The following is an 18712-nucleotide window of genomic DNA, read 5'->3' on the forward strand; positions in this document are numbered from 1 at the left end:
CCCCCGTTCCTCCCCGCGTTTTCCGCCGCGTTGGGGGGCGATTTCCGGTGGTATCCCGCCGGGATAACGCCCAGTATCGCCCCCGGAACTCCCCGGCGGCCCGGGGGCGGGAAGACGACGACGGCGGCACGCGGCGCGGGCCGTCGGCTCCTGCACAGCGGCGCTCGCCCCGCGCGTCGTCCCCGTGCCGCGGCCAGCGCGCCCCGGGCGCCCCGCCGGCGTCGTCCGATGGGTGCATGCCGCGCGTCGTGACTCCTCTGCCGCCCGACCAGCCCGCCGTGCTGTTGGCCACGGACCTGGCCCGACTGGGGCTGCCGCCCGACCGCGCCCGCCGGTCGGACCTGGAGCGGGTCGGGCAGGGCTTCCACCGGCAGCGGGCACGTCCTGGCACGGGCTGGGCCGACCTGGGCCTGACCGAGCCCGGGCACGGCTTCTCCCCCGATCACCTCGCCGCGCTTCTGCGCCGGCGCCCGGATGCCGTCCTCTCCCACGAGACCGCGGCCCACCTGCACGGCCTGCCGATGCCCGCGCGAGCCTGGCGGCGGCGCGACCCGGCGACGGGCGAGCTCGAGGCCGACCCGCCGGTGCACCTCACCGTGGCTCGGGGGACACGACGCGTCCGGCGGGCCGGGCTGATGGACCACCGCAGGCCGCTGGCGCCCGAGTTCGTCACGCACGTGCACGGCCTGCGCGTCACCACCGTCGATCGCACCTGGCTGGACCTGTGCTCCCTGACGCCCCCGTGGACGTTCGAGGACCTCGTGGCCGCCGGCGACCACGCCGTCAGGCACCCGTGGACGCCCGCGGGCCGGACGGATCCGGCCACCACGATCGCCGCGCTGCGGTCCGCGCTGCGCGCGTCCGGACGCTTCCATGGCCGCCCGGCCGCCCGGGAGGCGCTGGATTCCGTTCGCGTCGGGGCGGACTCGCCGCCCGAGACCCGCCTGCGCCTCGCCCTCGTGGCCGGCGGGCTGCCGGAGCCGGAGCTGCAGGCCGCGCTCGAGCCCGGGGACCCCTTCTCCCCCGTGGCCGACCTGGCCTACCGTCACGTGGGCCTGGCCCTGCAGTACGACGGTGCGGGGCACCGCACGCGGGAGCAGCAGGCGCGCGACGCCCGCCGGGACCGCTACGGCCAGGCGCGCGGCTGGACGACGCTCCGCGTCACCTGGGCGGATGGGCGCGAGGACTTCCGTGGCGTCGTCGCGGTGGTCCGACGCCGCCTCGGCCCCTCCGCCTCGACGTGAGCACGCTCCGGCGAACGCATTGGGGGCGGTTTCGGGTGGTATTCCGTCGGAATACCACCCGAAACCGCCCCCCAACGCAGGGTCAGCGCCCCCGGGTCAGCGCTGCGGGTACTGGCGCAGCTGCTCGCCCACGTAGATCTGGCGCGGGCGGCCGATCTTGGTGGCCGGGTCCTCCATGAGCTCGCGCCACTGGGCGATCCAGCCGGGCAGGCGGCCCAGGGCGAAGAGGACGGTGAACATCTTCTCCGGGAAGCCCATGGCCTTGTAGATCACGCCGGTGTAGAAGTCGACGTTCGGGTAGAGCTTGCGCTCCACGAAGTAGTCGTCGGCGAGGGCCTTCTCCTCGAGGCGCTGGGCGATCTCGAGCAGCTCGTCGTTGCCGCCCATCTTGCCCAGGATGTCCTCGGCGGTCTTCTTGATGATCTTGGCCCGCGGGTCATAGTTCTTGTACACGCGGTGGCCGAAGCCCATCAGGCGGACGCCGTCCTCCTTGTTCTTCACCTTCTCCATGAAGTCCTCGGGCGTGATGCCCTCCGACTTGATCTTCCGGAGCATGTTCAGCACGGCCTCGTTGGCGCCGCCGTGCAGCGGGCCGTAGAGGGCGTTGATGCCGGCGGACACCGAGGCGAACAGGTTGGCCTGGGTGGAGCCGACCAGGCGCACCGTGGAGGTGGAGGCGTTCTGCTCGTGGTCGGCGTGCAGCATGAGCAGCAGGTCGAGGGCCTTGACCACGTCCGGGTCGATGTCGTATTCCTCGGCCGGCACGCCGAAGCACAGGCGGAGGAAGTTCTCCACGTAGTTCAGCGAGTTGTGCGGGTACATGAACGGCTGGCCCAGCGACTTCTTGAACGCGTAGGAGGCCAGCACCGGCAGCTTGCCCAGCAGACGCACGGTGGAGATGTGGACCTGCTCCGGGTCGTGCGGGTCCAGGGAGTCCGGGTAGAACGTGGACAGCCCGGACACGGAGGAGGACAGCACCGGCATGGGGTGCGCGTCCCGCGGGAAGCCGTTGAAGAACAGCTTGAGGTCCTCGTGCACCATGTTGTGGCGCAGGATGTTGGTCTCCCAGGCCTCCAGGGTCTCCTTGGACTCGGGCAGCTCGCCGTAGATCAGCAGGTAGGCCACCTCCATGAAGGAGGAGTGCTCGGCGAGGTCCTCGATGGCGTAGCCGCGGTAGCGCAGGATGCCCTGGTCACCGTCGATGAACGTGACGGCCGACTTGGCGTTCGCCGTGTTCATGAAGCCCGGGTCGTAGGTGACGTCGCCGGTCTCCTTCAGGAGCGGGGCGATGTTGATGCCGTTGTTGCCCTCTGTGGCGTACTCGACGCCCAGGTCCAGGCTCTGCTCGCCGACGGTCAGCCGGACGGACTCGTGATGGGTCACGGGTGTGCTCCCTCGTCTTCTCTTCTCGATGGCCCGGGTTCGCGCGCCGATGTGGGCGCGCCCACACAGGGACGACTCTGCTCCAAACTATCAAGGACCGGCCCGGGGCGCGCGGTCGTTTCCCCCGACGACGGCCCGCGGCCCCGGCTCAGCCGGTCCGCGGCCCGCGGGCGGTGAGTCTCGCCGCGGCCCGGGCGACCGCCTCGTCCGTGGCGGTGATCGCGACGCGGACGTAGCCGTCGCCGCCGTAGAACACGCCGGGCCCGGCGATGATGCCCAGGTCCGCCAGGTCGCCCAGCAGATCCCACGAGTCCTGCGCCGTGGCGTCGGCCGGGTCCAGGTCCGCCCGCCGGGTCCACAGGTACAGCCCCGCCTCGGAGTGGTCCACCGTGTGGCCGGAGGCCTCCAGCGCGGTGCGCAGCGCGTCCCGACGGCGGCGGTAGCGGTCCTTCTGCTCCGCGACGTGCGCGTCGTCGGCCAGGGCCACGGCCATCGCGTGCTGCACCGGGGCGGGCACGATCATGCCCGCGTGCTTGCGGGTGTTGACCAGGGTCGCCACGAGCTCCGGATCCCCCGCGGCGAACGCGGCGCGGTAGCCGGCGAGGTTGGACTGCTTGGACAGCGAGTAGACGCTCAGCAGGCCCGTCAGGTCGCCGCCGGAGACCTCGTCGGACAGGATGCAGGGCACGACGGCCCCGTCCCACGCGTCCCAGCCGAGCTCGGCGTAGCACTCGTCCCCGCACACCACGGCGCCCACGGCACGGGCGGCGTCGACCGTGCGGCGCAGCGCCGCCGCGTCCAGCACGGCGCCGGTGGGGTTGGCCGGCGAGTTGGTCCACACGAGGCGCACCCGCTCACGCACCTCGGGCGCCAGCGCGTCGAGGTCGTCCGCGGCCACGGCCTCCGCCCCGGCCAGCAGCGCGCCCACCGCATAGGTGGGGTAGGCGGCCTCGGGGTGGACGACGACGTCGCCTGCGCCGAGCCCGAGCAGCGTGGGCAGCCACGCGATGAACTCCTTCGACCCGACCGTGGGCACCACGGCCGCCGGGTCCAGCCCGGGCACCCCGCGGCGCCGGGCGTACCAGTCGACGACGGCGCGACGCAGGGCGTCCGTGCCGTGCGTCGTCGGGTAGCCGTGCGCGTCGGCGGCCTCGGTCAGGGCCCGGCGGATCAGCGCCGGCGTCGGATCCACCGGCGTTCCGATGGACAGGTCCGCGACGCCGTCCGGGTGGGCGGCGGCACGCTCACGGTAGGGGGTGAGCGTGTCCCACGGGTAGTCCGGCAGCGTCAGCATGGGGCTCAGGCGTCGGCGTTCTGCAGGGGCAGGGCGGAGATGATCGGGTGGTCCTTGGCGATCATGCCCAGCTTGGCGGCCCCGCCCGGGGAGCCCAGGTCGTCGAAGAACTCGACGTTGGCCTTGTAGTACTCGGCCCACTCGTCGGGGGTGTCGTCCTCATAGTAGATGGCCTCGACGGGGCACACCGGCTCGCACGCACCGCAGTCGACGCACTCGTCCGGGTGGATGTAGAGCATGCGCTCACCCTCGTAGATGCAGTCCACGGGGCATTCGTCGATGCACGCCTTGTCCTTGACGTCCACACACGGCAACGCGATCACGTAGGTCATGGCTGACCGTCCACCTCTCTCTGGGCACGGGGTTGCGGGGCTGCGGTCCAGGGTACTCGCTCCCCCGGACGCGTTTCGCGGGCGGTCACAGTGGCCCGGCGGGGGCGCGTGGCGGCCTCGGCGGCCTCCGCGGGTCGGCGGTCCAGCCGCCGGCCCGCGGCCAACAGGACCATACCGAGCACCGGCTGGCCGACGTTCCAGGCCACGGAGGCGACGACGGCGCCCGGCGCCGCCGCCCACAGGCCGGCCGTCCAGGACAACCCCAGGGCGTCGTCCACCGGCAGGCGCTGCAGGGCCAGGACGGCGGTGAACGCGCCGGCGACGACCGCGGCCCCCGCCGGCAGGGCGCGCCCGCCGCGGCCCGCGCGTCGGACCATCCACCAGCGCTGTGTCGAGCCGACGAGCACGAGCGCCAGCACCGCACCCCAGGGCAGGGTCCAGCCGCCCGGCAGGGAGGCCAGGTTCAGATGGACGGCGGTGCCGAGCGCGCCGGCGACGACGCCGAGCAGCGTCCCGCCCACCACGTCGGCGGGCCGGGCGCGGCGGCGGGGGCGATCAGGCACGGGCGCGGGCGCGCGCGGCCTTCAGGCGCTCGTTGGCGTCCAGGACGACCTTGCGGATGCGGATGTCCTCGGGGGTGATCTCCACGCACTCGTCCTCGCGGGCGAACTCGAGGGACTCCTCGAGGGTGAGCCGGCGCGGGGGCGTCAGGCCCTCGAACGACTCGGAGGAGGCCGCACGCATGTTGGTGAGCTTCTTCTCCTTGGTGATGTTCACGTCCATGTCGTCGGCGCGCGAGTTCTCGCCCACGATCATGCCCTCGTACACCTCGGCGCCGGGCTGCACGAAGAAGGTGCCGCGCTCCTGCAGGTTGATCATGGCGAACGGCGTGGCGGTGCCCGCCCGGTCGGCCACGAGGGAGCCGTTGGTGCGGTACTCGATCTCGCCGGTCCACGGCTCGTAGCCGGCCGCGTAGGAGGAGGCGATGCCTGCGCCGCGGGTCTCGGTGAGGAAGCGGGTGCGGAACCCGATCAGACCGCGGGCCGGGACCAGGAACTCCATGCGGATCCAGCCCGTGCCGTGGTTGGACATCTCCTGCATGCGGCCCTTGCGGGCGGCCATGAGCTGCGTGACCGCGCCCATGAACTCCTCGGGGATGTCGATGGTCATGCGCTCCATCGGCTCGTGGACCTTGCCGTCCACGGTCCGGGTGACCACCTGCGGCTTGCCCACGGTGAGCTCGAAGCCCTCGCGGCGCATCTGCTCCACGAGGATGGCCAGGGCGAGCTCGCCGCGGCCCTGCACCTCCCACGCATCCGGGCGTTCGGTGGGGAGCACCTTGAGCGAGACGTTGCCGATCAGCTCCTTGTCCAGGCGGTCCTTCACCTGGCGGGCCGTGACCTTGGCGCCCTTGACGCGGCCGGCCAGCGGGGAGGTGTTGATGCCCACGGTCATGGAGATGGCCGGGTCGTCCACCGTGATCAGCGGCAGCGGCTTCGGGTTCTCCGCGTCGGTGAGGGTCTCGCCGATCATGATGTCCTCGATGCCGGCGACGGCGACGATCTCGCCCGGGCCGGCCTCCTCCGCGGGCACGCGCTCGAGGCCCTTGGTGGCCAGCAGCTCGGTGATCTTCACGGTCTTCAGGGCGCCGTCCTGGCGGGCCCACGCGACCTGCTGGCCCTTGCGGAGGGTGCCGTTGAAGATGCGCAGCAGCGCGAGGCGGCCGAGGAACGGGGAGGCGTCCAGGTTGGTGACGTGCGCCTGGAGGACCTCGCCCTCGGTGTAGGACGGGGCCGGGATGTGCTCCATGATCACGTTGAAGAGGGCCTCGAGGTCCTCGGCCTCCGGCAGGGCGCCGTCGGCGGGCTGGGTCAGGGAGGCGCGGCCGGCCTTGCCCGAGGCGTAGACGACGGGGACGTCCAACACCGAGTCGAGGTCCAGGTCCGGGTCCTCCTCGGCCAGGTCCGAGGCCAGGCCGAGCAGCAGGTCCATGGAGTCGGAGACGACCCCGTCGATGCGCGCGTCCGGGCGGTCCGTCTTGTTGACCACGAGGATCACGGGCAGCTTGGCCGCGAGGGCCTTGCGGAGCACGAAGCGGGTCTGGGGCAGCGGGCCCTCGGAGGAGTCCACGAGCAGCACGACGCCGTCCACCATGGACAGGCCGCGCTCCACCTCGCCGCCGAAGTCGGCGTGGCCGGGGGTGTCGATCACGTTGATGGTGACGGTCTCGCCCTCGGGGGCGGACGGGCCGGAGTAGAACACCGTGGTGTTCTTGGCGAGGATCGTGATCCCCTTCTCCTTCTCCAGGTCCCCGGAGTCCATGACCCGCTCGGCGACGTCGCCGTGCGTGTTGAAGGCACCGGTCTGGCGCAGCATGGCGTCCACCATCGTGGTCTTGCCATGGTCCACGTGGGCCACGATGGCCACGTTGCGCAGATCGGAGCGGCGGGTTTCGGTCGAGGTCATGGGCGTCCTGTCCGGTTCGACATCAAAGGGGTGGAGGCGCACGACGACGGCGGCCCCCGTGCGATTGTACGCGCAGGGGCCGCCGTGGACAGGCGGGCCGGTGGGCCCGGGGCCGGCGGCGGGACGCGCCCGCCGCCGACCCGCGCGGTCAGTAGACGCCCTCGCCGAGGGAGGCGAGGAACTCGCGGCGCTCCTGGCGACGCTCCGCCTGCTGGTCCGGGTCCGGCACGGGCGCCGCCGCCAGGAGGCGACGGGTGTACTCCTCCTTCGGACGGTGGAGCACCTCCTCCGTGGGGCCCTGCTCCACCTGGCGGCCGTCCTTGAGGACGAGCACCTTGTGGGCCAGCATGTCCACCACCGCGAGGTCGTGGGACACGAACAGGCACGCGAACTCGTAGCGCTGCTGCAGCTCCGCGAACATGTCCAGCACGGCGGCCTGGACGGACACGTCGAGGGCCGAGGTCGGCTCGTCCGCGATGAGCACCTGGGGGTCCAGGGTCAGGGCGCGGGCGATCGAGATGCGCTGGCGCTGACCGCCGGAGAGCTCGTGCGGGTACCGGTTCACCACGGAGCGCGGCAGACGCACCGCGTCCAGCAGCTCCTCGGCGCGGGCGAGGCGCGAGCGCCGGTCCCCCACCTTGTGCACGACCATCGGCTCGGTGATGATGTCGCCGATCGGGAACCGCGGGTCCAGCGAGGCCGCCGGGTCCTGGAAGACCACGCCGATGTTCTTGCGCAGGGCGCGCTGCTCGGCCTTGGGCATCGTCGCCAGGTCGTGGCCCTGGATGCGCAGCGAGCCCTCCGCGATGGTGAGCAGGCCGAGGACCGACTTGGCGATGGTGGACTTGCCCGAGCCGGACTCGCCCACCAGGCCCAGGATCTCGCCCGGGGCCACCTGGAAGCTGACGTCGTGGACCACGCGGTTCTTCTTGCCGCGGTGGTCGTACTCGAGGTGGAGGTTCTCCGCCTCGATCGCGTACCGGGCCTGCGTCTGCGTGGCCGTGACCGGCTCCGGCTCTGCCACCTCGAGGGGCTCGCCGAGGCGCGGCACCGCCGAGAGCAGCTTCTGGGTGTACGGGTGCCGGGCGTGCTGGAGCACCTGGTGCACCGAGCCCTGCTCCACGAGCTCGCCGTGGAGCATCACGCACACCCGGTCCGCCATGTCCGCCACCACGCCCATGTTGTGCGTGATGAGCAGGATGCCGGTGTTCATCTTGTTCTTCAGGGAGCGCAGCAGCTCCAGGATCTCGGCCTGGACCGTCACGTCGAGCGCCGTGGTGGGCTCGTCCGCGATGATCACCTTCGGCGAGCAGCTGATCGCCATCGCGATGACGATGCGCTGGCGCTGGCCGCCCGAGAACTGGTGGGGGTACTGCTTGAGCCGGGTGGCGGCGTCGGGGATGCCCACCATGGTGAGCAGCTCGACGGCGCGCTTGTCCGCCTCGGTGCCGTAGGCGATGCCGTGCAGCTCGAGGGCCTCCGTGAGCTGGTCTCCCACGGTGAGGACGGGGTTCAGGGCCGTCATGGGCTCCTGGAACACCATCGCCACCTCGTCGCCGCGGATGTCGCGCAGCTGCCCCGGGGTCATGGTGAGCACGTCGCGGCCGGCCAGCTGCACGGAGCCGGTGACGTCCGCATTGCCCGGGAGCAGGCCCATGGCGGTGGCGCTCGTGACGGACTTGCCGGAGCCGGACTCGCCCACGAGGGCGACGACCTCGCCGGGTTTGACGTCGAACGTCACGCCCTTGACCGCGTGCACCTCGCCGAACTCGGTCGCGAACTTCACGTCCACGTCGCGGAAGGCGAGCACCGGCTCGCCGCCCAGGTCGTCGTGGCGGGCCACGACGCCCATCGCGCTCGTCGCGGGGCCCGGAGGCACGCCGCCGGCGCCGGAGGAGCCGGGCACGGCGGCGCCGCGCGCCTCGAGGTCTGCCGACGACGCCGCGTGCGAGCCCTGCCCGTCGGCGGTCACGTCGTTCTCGTTCTTCTTGCCGAACATGGATCGGCCTTTCTTGTCGTTCGCGCTCATCGCTGACCGTCCTCGTCCGCGTCGGAGATCCGTGCGGACCCGCCGGCCTCCTCCACGGGGGCCTCGATCCGACCGGCCGTCGGGGCCGCGGCCAGACCGCCCGCCGTCGTCGCACCGGCCTCGGTGGCGGCCGCGCGGCGGCCGAAGAAGCGGGGCCTGCGGTGGGCGCCCGCGCCCTGGCGCGGGTCGAAGGCGTCGCGCAGGCCGTCGCCGAGGAAGTTCACGGACAGGGCGATCGCGAGGATGATCATGCCGGGCCACCAGAACAGCCACGGACGGGTGGTGAACGCGTTCTGGTAGTCGGAGATGAGCAGGCCCAGGGACGAGTCCGGCGCCTTCACGCCGAAGCCGAGGAAGGACAGCGAGGTCTCCAGCAGCACCGCGCCCGCGATCGCGAACGTCGCGTTCACGACGATCACGCCGATCGTGTTGGGCAGCAGGTGCTTGAAGATCAGGCGGCCCGGCTTGGCGCCCATGGCGACGGCGGCCGCCACGAACTCCTTCTCGCGCAGGGACAGGACCTCGCCGCGCACGAGGCGGGCCAGGGACGTCCAGGACACGAGGCCGAGCACCACCGCGAGCGGGAGGATGCCCATCTTCATGCCGCTGGCCATCTGGCCGAGCACCGCGGCGAGCACGAGCAGCGGGATGACGATGATCAGGTCGGTCAGGCGCATCAGGACGGAGTCGACCCAGCCGCCGAAGTACCCGGACACGGCGCCGACGATCGCGCCGATCACGGTGGAGAGCAGGCCCACGATGGCCGCGATGATCATGGACTGCTGGGTCCCGCGCATCACGAGGGCGAAGTAGTCCTTGCCCGTGGTGTCCTGGCCGAAGGGGTGCTCGCCCCAGCGGAGGCCCTCGCCCCCGAAGGCCTGCGGCACGACCGACAGCGTCGGGCGACCGCCGTTCACCACGGAGGCCGCGGCCGTGTAGGACTTGTCCCACCAGCCGGGGATGCCGGCGAAGCCGATGGAGGAGAACGCCATCAGCGTGATGAAGACCAGCACGATCAGGGAGATCATCGCCGCCTTGTGGCGGAAGAACCGCTTGCGGACCAGGGCGCCCTGGGAGTAGGACTTCCCGGCCTTGGCGCGGAGCTTGGCGTCCTCCGCCTCCGCGAGGTCGAAGATCTGCTTCTCGTCGAGCTGCGCGCCCGTCGTCGAGGAGTTGTTGGTGGTCATCTGGCTCACACTCGAATCCGGGGGTCGAGGACGGCGTAGAGCACGTCCGCCACGAGGTTCATCAGCACGGCGGCGGTGCCCGTCACGAGGAAGAACGCCATCACGGGCATGGGGTCCACGTCGTGCAGGCCGGTGGCGAACAGCTCGCCCATCCCCTTCCAGCCGAACACCTGCTCCGTGATCACGGCGCCGCCGATCAGGCCGGCGAAGTCGAAGGCCATGATCGTGGTGATGGGGATCAGCGAGTTGCGGAACGCGTGCTTCAGGATCACCTGGCGCTCCGGCAGGCCCTTGGCGCGCGCGGTGCGGATGTAGTCCTGACGCGAGACCTCGAGCATGGAGGAGCGCGTGTACCGCGAGTACGTGGCCACCGAGATGATGGTCAGCAGGATGGTGGGCAGCAGAAGCTGCGCACCGCGGTCCAGGAACACCACCCAGAAGTGGGCGTCCAGGTTCGGGGTGCCCGAGCCGATCGTGGAGATCGGGCGCGGCTTGACCTTCAGGAAGGTCGGCCAGTAGTTCATCAGGTGTTCCGCCACGATCGCCACGCCCATGATCAGGGCGGTCACCAGCGAGGCGGACACGGCCGAGCCCTGGGAGAAGCCGCCGAGCAGGCGGCCCACCAGGATGGCCACCAGCACGAGGATGACGCCGAGGCCGGCCAGCAGCAGTGCGGACGGCGTCCGCCACAGCAGGCCGTAGGTGGCGTAGTAGGCGACGAGGCCGATCGCGGCCGTGACCAGGGCCGCCTTGAGGACCGATCGGTTGCGCAGACCGGAGATCACCGCGGTGGCGCCGACGGCGGCGGCCAGGCCGATGACCAGCTGCACGACCGGGCCCATCTGCGGATGCCGCCAGAAGTCGACGGCGAACAGCACCCAGCCGGCGAGCAGGATGAACGCGGCGGTGGCGCCGAACGTGAAGGCGCGCCGCCTGAGGTCGCCCGCCATGACGGCCTGCAGGACCAGGCCCGCGAGGACGGCGACCCCGATGAGGAGGGGCCAGTTCAGCTCGGGGCTGCGGATCCAGTCGTTGAACCGGATCCCCATGTACTCCTTCAGGAGCACGGCCGCCCAGAACACGGGCAGCGAGAAGAAGAGGAAGATCAGGAACGTGACCACGTAGTCGAGGCCGGAGTACTGGCGGATCGCGGTGACGATGCCGATCGCGATGCCGATGATGATCGCCAGGACGGTCGCGAGCACCACGAGGCGCAGCGTGGAGGCCGCGGCGTTGCTCAGCAGGTCGGCGACGGACTGACCGTTCCGGCTGAGGCCGAGGTCGCACTGACCGGTGACGCAGCCGCCGATGCCCTGGAGCCAGTCCCAGTACCGGGCGTACCAGGGCTGGTCCAGCCCCATGAATTCGGTGCGGGCGGCGATGAGTGTCTCGCGGTTGGGGTTCTGTGACTCTCGCAGGTCCTGGAGGGGGTCACCCGAGTGGGCCACGAGGAAGAAGAGCAGGATCGACGCGCCGAACAGCACCAGGAGGGAGCTGCCGAGGCGCTTGAGGATGAATTTCAGCACAACAGGGGGTGACCTTCCGTGCGAGTGCAAGGGAAAGGGAGGGGTGCGGGTTCGCCGCGGTTCACGGCCAGAGCCCGGCCGGTGCCCGGCCGGGCTCTGTCCTCGATCCCGACGCCGGCGGTCCGCGGGAGGCGGACCGCCGGGTCAGAGGTCAGCGGGGTGTCACTCCTGGACGCGGACCCACTGCTCCACGTTCCACAGCGCACCCGACTGGGCGGCGGTGTCGCGCACGTTGGCGACGTCGGCCTTGTGGCCGACCAGACCCGGGTGAGCGTACAGCGGGATGGCCTGGAAGTCCTCCCAGAGCAGCTTCTCGATGGTCTTGACCTGCTCCAGCTGCTCGTCCTCGTCCAGCGAGGTGGCGAGCTTGTCCCAGGCCGCGTCCACCTCGGGGTTGTTGTAGCTCTGCTGGTTCTGAGCGCCGTCCGACTGGTAGATGTTCGCGCCGGAGGCCTTCTGGCCCGAGCCGGCCCAGGCGTAGAGGGCGGCGTCGTAGTCACCGGCCGGCATGACCTCCTTGAAGAACACCGGCGAGTTGGTGTCCTGCACGTCGAAGCCGGCCTGGTCGCAGGAGCTCTTGATGAGCGCGACGGTCTCGGTGCGACGCTGGTTGCCGGCCTGGTAGCCGAGGCGGACCGTGGGCGTGGAGACGCCCGACTTCTCGACGAGCTCCTTGGCCTTCTCGATGTTCGGCTGGTCCATCTCCTCCGGGTAGGCCGCGTCCACGACCTCCTGGTAGTTCTCCTGGAACGGGAACACCTCACGGGCGTTCATAACCTGGGCGTCCGCGTAGATCGGCTTGATCAGGTTGTCCACGATCTGCTGACGGGGCAGGCAGAGGGCGAAGGCCTCGCGCAGCTCCGGGGAGTCCGCGAAGACCGAGCCCTCGCCGCGGTTGTAGTCCACGTGCTCCCAGGTCAGCTGGTCACCGGTCTGGACGTTGACGTCGTCGCCGAGGCCCTCGAGCTGCTGGAGGGTGTCCACGGTGGCCTGCGGCTCGATGACGTCGAGGTCGCCGTTCTGCAGGGCCTGCACGTGGGTCTTCGGGTCGGCGAAGCGGAGGACGAGCTCCTTGGTGGCCGGCGGGGTGCCCCAGTACTCGGGGTTGGCCTCGAGGGTGATGGACTGGCCGGCCTGCCAGCCGCCGTCCTTGAACTTGTAGGGGCCCATGGAGGGCACCAGCGAGGCGTCCGGCAGCTCGCCGGGGCTGAAGTCCCAGCCGTCGTTCCAGAACTCGGCCGCCGGGGTGAGCGCCTCGACGTCCTTCTCCTTCGCAGCGGTGACGAGCTCCTCGAAGCTCATGCCCGCCTCCTTGGCGACGATGTGCGCCGGCAGCGCGGTGCTGATGAGGATCTCCCAGTCCGCGTAGGGCTCCGGGTAGGTGACGGTGAACTCCTTGCCGTCGGCCTCGCCCTCGGGCGCCTCCGGGATGTACTTGCCCTGCTCGAAGGAGATCGAGTCGAACAGCGGGGTCTCGGAACCCTCGGCCTTGACCGTGTCGTTGTTCGCGGCCCAGTGCACGATGAAGTCGCCGGCGGTGACGGGGGTGCCGTCGGACCACTTGGCGTCGTCGCTGATGGTGTACTTCACGGTCAGCGGGTCGTCCGAGGTCTTCTCGTACGTGCCGAAGTCCTCGTTCGGGATGATCGAGCCGTCGGTGCCGAAGTACCAGAAGGACGAGAACATGCGGTCCGCGACGGCCGAGTTGTACGTGGTGTACGTGTTCGACTGCAGGCCGTTGTAGGACAGGAAGTCGTCGGCGCCCACCGAGTAGGCGATGGAGCCGTCCTGGGTCTTGACGTCGCCCAGGTCGGCCATCTCCGGCCCGGAGGCCTCGGCGGTGAGCTTCTGGCCCTTGTCCCCTTCGATGACGTTGCCGGCGCCCGAGTCGCCGCCCTGGCCGGCGCCGGAGCCGTTGCTGGATTCGCCTGCGTTGCCGCCGCCCGGGGCGCACGCGGAGAGGATGAGGGCCGAGCCGGCGGCCAGGGCCGCGGCAGCGGAGAGCTTCGTGTACTTCATGGAAGGTGCTTCCGTTCATGAGAGGTGCAAGGACGTCGCGCGCCCGCATCCCTGTGGGGATCCGATGGTGCGAGACGACCCCCGGGCCGTTCCGCCGAGACGGGACGTTCCGTGAGATGGACCACACTGTAGCGGGCACATTCCGATTCGCGAAAGTCCGGATCCGGATCAGTCTCAGCCGTGGCGCACAGCAGTCAGCGACGACGGTCCGCCAGCAGAGTCCGCACGGCCCACGCCCCGCCCATGCCGTGGACGCCGGCGCCCGGCGGGGTGGAGGCGGAGGCCAGATACAGCCCGGTCCGACCCGCCCGGTGCGGCCGGGGCGACGCAGTGGGGCGCAGGAGCGCGCGCGCTCCCGCGAGCGATCCCCCCGCGATGTCGCCGCCCACGAGGTTCGGGTTCCACACCTCCAGGTCGGCCGGGCGCATCGCGACCGCGGCCTGGATCCGGTCCCGGAAGCCGGGTGCGTGCCGCTCCACCTCCGCCTCGATCAGCGGACGGACGTCGCCGGGGTGGCCGTGGGGCACATGGGCGTAGGACCAGACGACCGTGTGCCCCCGGGCGGGCCCGGTGGCCCGTGTGGGGTCCGCCGCCTGCTGCTGACAGAGCATGACGAAGGGCCGCGCCGGCATCCGGCCGGCCGCGACGTCGTCCTCGGCCCGCCGGATCTCGGCGGCGGTCCCGCCCAGATGCACCGTCCCCGCGCCCGCGAGCCGGGCGTCGCGCCACGGGATCGGCCCGTCGAGCAGGAAGTCGACCTTGGACACGGACGGCCCGGGGCGCCACCGGCGCAGGGCCGCGGCGTAGCGCGGCGGCAGGCCCGTGCCGGCGACGCGCAGCACCTGGCGCGGGGTCAGGTCCAGCACGACGGCGTCCGCGGCGGGCAGCGCGCGCAGGTCCGTGACCTCGTGGCCCAGGTGCAGCCGCCCGCCGTGCGCCCGCAGCACCGCCACGAGCGACTCGACGATCGCCCCCGACCCGCCGCGCGCCACCGGCCAGCCCGAGCTCATCCCGAGCGCGCCGAAGAGCGCACCGAACGCCGCCGTCAGGGGCCGGCTCGAGGGCAGGATCGCGTGGGCCGCCGAGCCCGTGAACAGGGCGCGAGCGGCCGCCGTGCGGAACATCGCCCGGCCCAGCAGATCGGCCGGCCACGGGGCGCGCAGGCCGAAGCGGGCCATCGCCACCGGATGGGGCGGGGGTCGCAACACCGGGCCGAGCGCGCCCGCCAGGATCTCGTCGACGTGGTCGACCAGGGCCCCGTGCACGGCCCGCCAGGCCCGCGCGTCGACGCCGAGACCCACGGCGGTGGCCTCGAGGTCCCGGTGCAGGAGGGCGGCCGGCCCGTCCGGCAGCGGATGTCCCATCGGCACGGCCGGGTGCAGCCAGGCGAGCCCGTGGTCCGTCAGCCCCAGCTCCCGGAACACGGGGCTGGCGACGCCGAACGGATGGCCCGCCGCCCCGAGGTCCACCACGGTCCCCTCCCCCAGCACCGGCGCGGACGCGCACGCACCGCCGGGCACCGGGGCCCGCTCGAACACGTCCACCTCCCAGCCCTCGCGGGCCAGCAGGGCGGCGGCGGTCAGGCCGTTGGGTCCGGCGCCCACGACGACGGCGCGGCCCGGCTCGACGCCCCGGGGCAGGGCGAATCCGGGGCCGGTGGCGGTTTCGGTCATGGTCTCCTCCTGTAGTCCCTAGGATGGTCGCACCCCGCCCGCCGCCCGTCAGGAGGCCCTCCCCCGTGGACCCGTTCTGGACCGCGCTCGCTCTCACGACGTTCGCCGGGCTGGCCACGGTGCTGGGCGGCGTCCTGGCGATCGTCGGACGCGCGCCCTCGGGCCGCGGGCTGGGGGCCGCCCTCGGCCTCGCCGCGGGCGTCATGCTCGCGGTCTCCTTCCTGGAGATGCTGCCGGCCGCCGTCGAGGGGCTGGGCGGGGCGGTCGGCCCCGCGGCGACCGCCGTCGCGGTGGCCGCCCTGATCCTCGGCGCAGGCTCCTACGTGCTGCTCGAGCGCGCCGTCCCCGACCCCGTCTCGGAGATGCCGGGCGACGTCGACGACCCGGCCGGCCTGGACCGGCGGCGGATGCTGCGCCTGGGCACGGTGACGGCCCTGGCGATCGGCCTGCACAATCTGCCGGAGGGCTTCGTCACCTTCGCCGGCACCCTGCAGGATCCGTCGGTGGGCCTCGCGCTGGCCGTCGCGATGGCCGTGCACAACGTTCCCGAGGGCGTGGCCGTGGCCGTGCCCGTGCGGCAGGCCACCGGATCGCGGCGCAAGGCCTTCGCGTGGGCCGCGTTCACGGGGATCGCGGAGCCGCTGGGCGCGCTGATCGGCTGGCTGCTGCTGGCCCCGTTCCTCACACCCGCGCTCCTGGCCGCCGTCTTCGCGGCCGTGGCGGGCGTGATGGTGACCGTGAGCCTCGACGCGCTGCTGCCCGCCGCCCGGGCGGCCGGGGGCCGCGCCGCGGCGCTGGGCGGCGTGCTGCTGGGCGTGGCCGCGATGGCCCTCTCACTGGACCTGCTCTCCTGAGCGCCGGGGGGCCGGTCAGTTCACGAGGGCCGGCTGCAGGACCGCCTCGGCCTCGCGCACCTCGCCGTCGGCGGTGCGCCACTGGACGGTGATCCGGTCCCCCACGTTGTGGTCGTTGACCAGGCGGGACATCCGGGAGGCGTCGTCGCCGACGGTCCGCCCCTCGATCTCGAGGATGACATCGCCCTCGACCAGGCCGATCTGCTCGGCGGCGGAGCCCGCGTCCACCTGCATGACCACGACGCCGACGTCGGGATCCGCGCCGACCATGATGCCCAGGGCGCCGTCCGCACCGATGCTCACGGTGTCCGTCTCCTCGCCCGAGAGGACCTGGTCCGCCACGTCGAAGGCCACCTCCAGCGGGATCGCGAAGCCGTCCACCTCGTCTGCGGTGGTCCCGTCGCTGGCTGCCACGGTCACGCCGACCACCTGGCCGGCGTCGTCCACCACCGGGCCGCCGGAGTAGCCGGGCACGACGTCCGCGTCCGTCTGGATCAGGCCGGACAGGCGCGCGTACTGATCGGTGCCCTCGGCCGCGGCCATGATCGAGCGGTCCGTGCCGAGCACGGTGCCGCGCACGGCCGTCAGATAACCCTGGCCTCCGCCGTTGCCGACGGCGGCCACCTGGTCCCCGCGCCGCACCGGGTCCAGCGAGACGCTGGCCACCGGCAGGTCTGAGACGCCCTCGACGTCGAGCACCGCGATGTCGTGCTCGGCATCGCGCCCGAGCACCGTGGCCGTGTGCCGCGCGCCGGTGTCCGCGACCACCACGTGCACCTCCGAGGAGTCCTCGACCACGTGGTAGTTGGTCACCGCCAGCCCGTCCGGGGAGAGCACCATGCCGGTCCCCGTGCCGGTGCGGGCGCCGAGAGCGGTCTCCACGAGGAGGATGCCCGGGGCGTCCGCGACCGGCTGGCCCGGGTCCAGGGACGAGCCGTCGTGGGCCGATGCGGACCAGTCCACCGTCACGCCGTCGTGGACGTGGGTCAGGCCCGCCGCGAGCTCGCCCGCCTCCCGGGCGGGGGCCTCGGCGGCGGGCACGGTCGGGGCGGAGTCCGCGGCGACGTCGACCATCCGGCCGGCGAGGAGCGCGGTGAGGCCCCCGGCCAGAACCAGCGCCCCGAGCACGCCGAACAGCGCGATGACGAACGCCAGGGGCGAGCGTCGTGCGCGCGGCGGCCAGCCCGGCGGCGTCACGCTCAGCCCCGGGCGGCCGCCAGGGCGGCCTCGTAGTCCGGCTCCTCGGAGATCTCGGGGACGAGCTGGGCATGACGGACCACGCCGTCGGCATCGACCACGACGACGGCGCGGGCCAGCAGGCCCTCGAGCGGACCGTCGGTCATGCGCACGCCGTAGTCGCCGCCGAACGACGAGCGGAACACAGAGCCGCTGCGGACGTGGTCGATGCCCTCGACCGAGCAGAAGCGCGCGGCGGCGAACGGCAGGTCCGCGGACACGGCCACGACGGTGGTGTCCCCGAGGTCCGCGACGCGGGAGTCGAACTCGCGGACGGAGGCGGCGCACACGCCGGTGTCCAGGGACGGGAAGATGTTCAGGATCACGCGGCGGCCGCGCAGCTCCCGCAGGGTCACCGGGGACAGGTCCGCCCCGGTGAGGGTGAAGTCGGGGGCGGGGGAACCCACCTGGGGCAGCTCACCGACGGTGTGGACGGGGGTGCTCTTCATGTGGGTCGTCGCCATGGGGACAGCCTAGGATGGGCGCGGCCGGACGGGAGCACTCCCCGCCCGGCTCGGCGGACGGCGAACACGGAGGGACCGACCATGACCGAGCCCATGACGTCCAACGTCACCGACACGGCCCTGCTGTTCGAGGGCGGGGGCATGCGCGCCGCGCTCACCTCGGCCGTGGTGGCGGAACTGCTGCGCGAGCGGATCCACGTGGACTTCGTGGCCGGCATCTCGGCGGGCTCGTCCAACGCCGTGAACTACCTGTCCCGCGACCCGGCCCGTGCGCGGCGCTCATTCGTGGACTTCGCCGACGATCCTCGGTTCGGCAACTGGCTGAGCTTCGTGCGCGGCAAGGGCCTGTTCAACGCCGAGTACATCTACGAGCACGCCGGCCTGCCCGAGGCGGACCTGCCCTACGACTTCGCCACGTTCCGCGCGAACCCCGCCCGGCTCGTGCTGGGCGGGTTCGACGCCGCGAGCGGCGAGACCCGCTGGTGGGACCGCTCCGACATGACCACCCTGACCGACCTGATGGTCCGCGTCCGCGCGTCGTCCACGATGCCGGTCCTCATGCCCCCCGTGCACGCCGAGGGCACCGTGTTCGTGGACGGCGCCCTCGGCGTGGACGGTGGGATCCCGCTGACCGCGGCGGAGGACGCGGGGTTCGAGAAGGTCCTCGTGGTCCTGACCCGGGAGCGCGGGTACGTGAAACGGCCCGAACGGTTCCCCTCGTTCTACCAGCGCACCTTCCGGCGCTACCCCGCCGTCGCGGACGCCCTGCTCACGCGCTGGCGCCGGTACAACGCGACCCGCGAGCGCCTGTTCGAGATGGAGCGGCAGGGACGGGCCTATCTGTTCGCGCCCGAGACCATGCCCATCGCCAACGGCGAGCGGTCCGTGGCCAAGCTGGCCGCCGCCCACGAGCTCGGCCTGGACCAGGTGCGCCGCGAGATGCCGGCGATCCGCGCGTTCCTGGGGCTGCCGACGTCCCGTTGAGCCGCGCCTGATCCGATCGGC

Annotated in this window: 15 protein-coding genes; 3 read left to right on the forward strand and 12 right to left on the reverse strand. The window is 72.3% G+C overall.

Annotated elements, in window-relative coordinates; genetic code table 11:
• The first annotated feature begins 236 nt into the window (after positions 1-236).
• Positions 237-1244, forward strand: coding sequence for a hypothetical protein (locus CITRIK5_RS06370; protein ID WP_159833313.1), 1008 nt, complete (start codon positions 237-239; stop codon positions 1242-1244).
• 96 nt (positions 1245-1340) lie between these two features.
• Here the strand turns inward: CITRIK5_RS06370 and CITRIK5_RS06375 are convergent, their stop codons facing one another.
• The 10 genes from CITRIK5_RS06375 to CITRIK5_RS06420 form a co-directional block, all read right to left on the reverse strand.
• Entirely contained in the window at positions 1341-2627 is a 1287-nt protein-coding gene (locus CITRIK5_RS06375) for a citrate synthase (protein ID WP_101965978.1), read from the reverse strand.
• Between the two features lie 148 nt (positions 2628-2775).
• Positions 2776-3921 carry a succinyldiaminopimelate transaminase gene (dapC, locus tag CITRIK5_RS06380; RefSeq protein ID WP_159833315.1) on the reverse strand — a complete coding sequence of 382 codons (1146 nt, stop codon included), beginning with the start codon at positions 3919-3921 and terminating at the stop codon, positions 2776-2778.
• Positions 3922-3926: 5 nt separating this feature from the next.
• The gene (gene fdxA, locus CITRIK5_RS06385; protein ID WP_002855160.1) at positions 3927-4253 is read right to left on the reverse strand and encodes a ferredoxin; all 327 of its coding nucleotides are present in this window, start codon (positions 4251-4253) and stop codon (positions 3927-3929) included.
• Entirely contained in the window at positions 4250-4816 is a 567-nt protein-coding gene (locus CITRIK5_RS06390; protein WP_060973537.1) for a hypothetical protein, read from the reverse strand. Before CITRIK5_RS06390 ends, fdxA begins: the two co-directional genes overlap by 4 nt.
• Positions 4809-6719, reverse strand: coding sequence for a translational GTPase TypA (gene typA / locus CITRIK5_RS06395; RefSeq protein WP_036316461.1), 1911 nt, complete (start codon positions 6717-6719; stop codon positions 4809-4811). The genes CITRIK5_RS06390 and typA overlap by 8 nt, the downstream gene beginning before the upstream one ends.
• A gap of 148 nt (positions 6720-6867) precedes the next feature.
• Positions 6868-8748, reverse strand: a complete 1881-nt coding sequence (locus tag CITRIK5_RS06400; protein ID WP_095353687.1) for an ABC transporter ATP-binding protein — start codon at positions 8746-8748, stop codon at positions 6868-6870.
• Positions 8745-9935 (reverse strand): ABC transporter permease, encoded by a 1191-nt coding sequence (locus tag CITRIK5_RS06405; RefSeq protein ID WP_049147579.1) that lies wholly within the window; start codon positions 9933-9935, stop codon positions 8745-8747. Before CITRIK5_RS06405 ends, CITRIK5_RS06400 begins: the two co-directional genes overlap by 4 nt.
• Positions 9936-9940: 5 nt before the next feature.
• Positions 9941-11461 carry an ABC transporter permease gene (locus CITRIK5_RS06410; RefSeq protein ID WP_159833317.1) on the reverse strand — a complete coding sequence of 507 codons (1521 nt, stop codon included), beginning with the start codon at positions 11459-11461 and terminating at the stop codon, positions 9941-9943.
• A 162-nt stretch (positions 11462-11623) separates the two neighbouring features.
• Positions 11624-13480 carry an ABC transporter family substrate-binding protein gene (locus CITRIK5_RS06415; RefSeq protein ID WP_113913740.1) on the reverse strand — a complete coding sequence of 619 codons (1857 nt, stop codon included), beginning with the start codon at positions 13478-13480 and terminating at the stop codon, positions 11624-11626.
• Positions 13481-13674: 194 nt separating this feature from the next.
• Positions 13675-15153, reverse strand: a complete 1479-nt coding sequence (locus tag CITRIK5_RS06420) for an NAD(P)/FAD-dependent oxidoreductase (protein WP_159833319.1) — start codon at positions 15151-15153, stop codon at positions 13675-13677.
• 65 nt (positions 15154-15218) lie between these two features.
• Between CITRIK5_RS06420 and zupT the strand changes: the two genes are divergently transcribed.
• Positions 15219-16007: a zinc transporter ZupT gene (gene zupT, locus CITRIK5_RS06425; RefSeq protein ID WP_044659390.1), complete on the forward strand. Its 789-nt coding sequence runs from the start codon at positions 15219-15221 to the stop codon at positions 16005-16007.
• Positions 16008-16022: 15 nt separating this feature from the next.
• Here the strand turns inward: zupT and CITRIK5_RS06430 are convergent, their stop codons facing one another.
• Together CITRIK5_RS06430 and tpx are read right to left on the reverse strand one after the other, a co-directional pair.
• Entirely contained in the window at positions 16023-17204 is a 1182-nt protein-coding gene (locus CITRIK5_RS06430) for a S1C family serine protease (RefSeq protein ID WP_044659389.1), read from the reverse strand.
• Positions 17205-17206: 2 nt separating this feature from the next.
• Positions 17207-17707 (reverse strand): thiol peroxidase, encoded by a 501-nt coding sequence (tpx, locus tag CITRIK5_RS06435; protein ID WP_044659388.1) that lies wholly within the window; start codon positions 17705-17707, stop codon positions 17207-17209.
• Positions 17708-17788: 81 nt separating this feature from the next.
• On the opposite strand from tpx, the gene CITRIK5_RS06440 reads away from it, so the two are divergent.
• A complete protein-coding gene (locus CITRIK5_RS06440; RefSeq protein WP_159833321.1) occupies positions 17789-18691 on the forward strand; it encodes a patatin family protein in 903 nt (300 codons plus the stop codon).
• Positions 18692-18712 lie beyond the last annotated feature (21 nt).

Origin of the sequence: Micrococcus sp. 116 (assembly GCF_902506395.1) — a bacterium.
GTDB classification, from domain to species: Bacteria; Actinomycetota; Actinomycetes; order Actinomycetales; family Micrococcaceae; genus Micrococcus; species Micrococcus luteus.

Excerpts from the sequence above, each read along its gene's own strand:
- CITRIK5_RS06370 (WP_159833313.1), top strand. The coding sequence starts at position 237 with ATGCCGCGCGTCGTGACTCCTCTGCCGCCCGACCAGCCCGCCGTGCTG.
- dapC (WP_159833315.1), bottom strand. The coding sequence starts at position 3,921 with ATGCTGACGCTGCCGGACTACCCGTGGGACACGCTCACCCCCTACCGT.
- fdxA (WP_002855160.1), bottom strand. The coding sequence starts at position 4,253 with ATGACCTACGTGATCGCGTTGCCGTGTGTGGACGTCAAGGACAAGGCG.
- typA (WP_036316461.1), bottom strand. The coding sequence starts at position 6,719 with ATGACCTCGACCGAAACCCGCCGCTCCGATCTGCGCAACGTGGCCATC.
- CITRIK5_RS06400 (WP_095353687.1), bottom strand. The coding sequence starts at position 8,748 with ATGAGCGCGAACGACAAGAAAGGCCGATCCATGTTCGGCAAGAAGAAC.
- CITRIK5_RS06405 (WP_049147579.1), bottom strand. The coding sequence starts at position 9,935 with ATGACCACCAACAACTCCTCGACGACGGGCGCGCAGCTCGACGAGAAG.
- CITRIK5_RS06415 (WP_113913740.1), bottom strand. The coding sequence starts at position 13,480 with ATGAAGTACACGAAGCTCTCCGCTGCCGCGGCCCTGGCCGCCGGCTCG.
- CITRIK5_RS06420 (WP_159833319.1), bottom strand. The coding sequence starts at position 15,153 with ATGACCGAAACCGCCACCGGCCCCGGATTCGCCCTGCCCCGGGGCGTC.
- tpx (WP_044659388.1), bottom strand. The coding sequence starts at position 17,707 with ATGGCGACGACCCACATGAAGAGCACCCCCGTCCACACCGTCGGTGAG.
- CITRIK5_RS06440 (WP_159833321.1), top strand. The coding sequence starts at position 17,789 with ATGACCGAGCCCATGACGTCCAACGTCACCGACACGGCCCTGCTGTTC.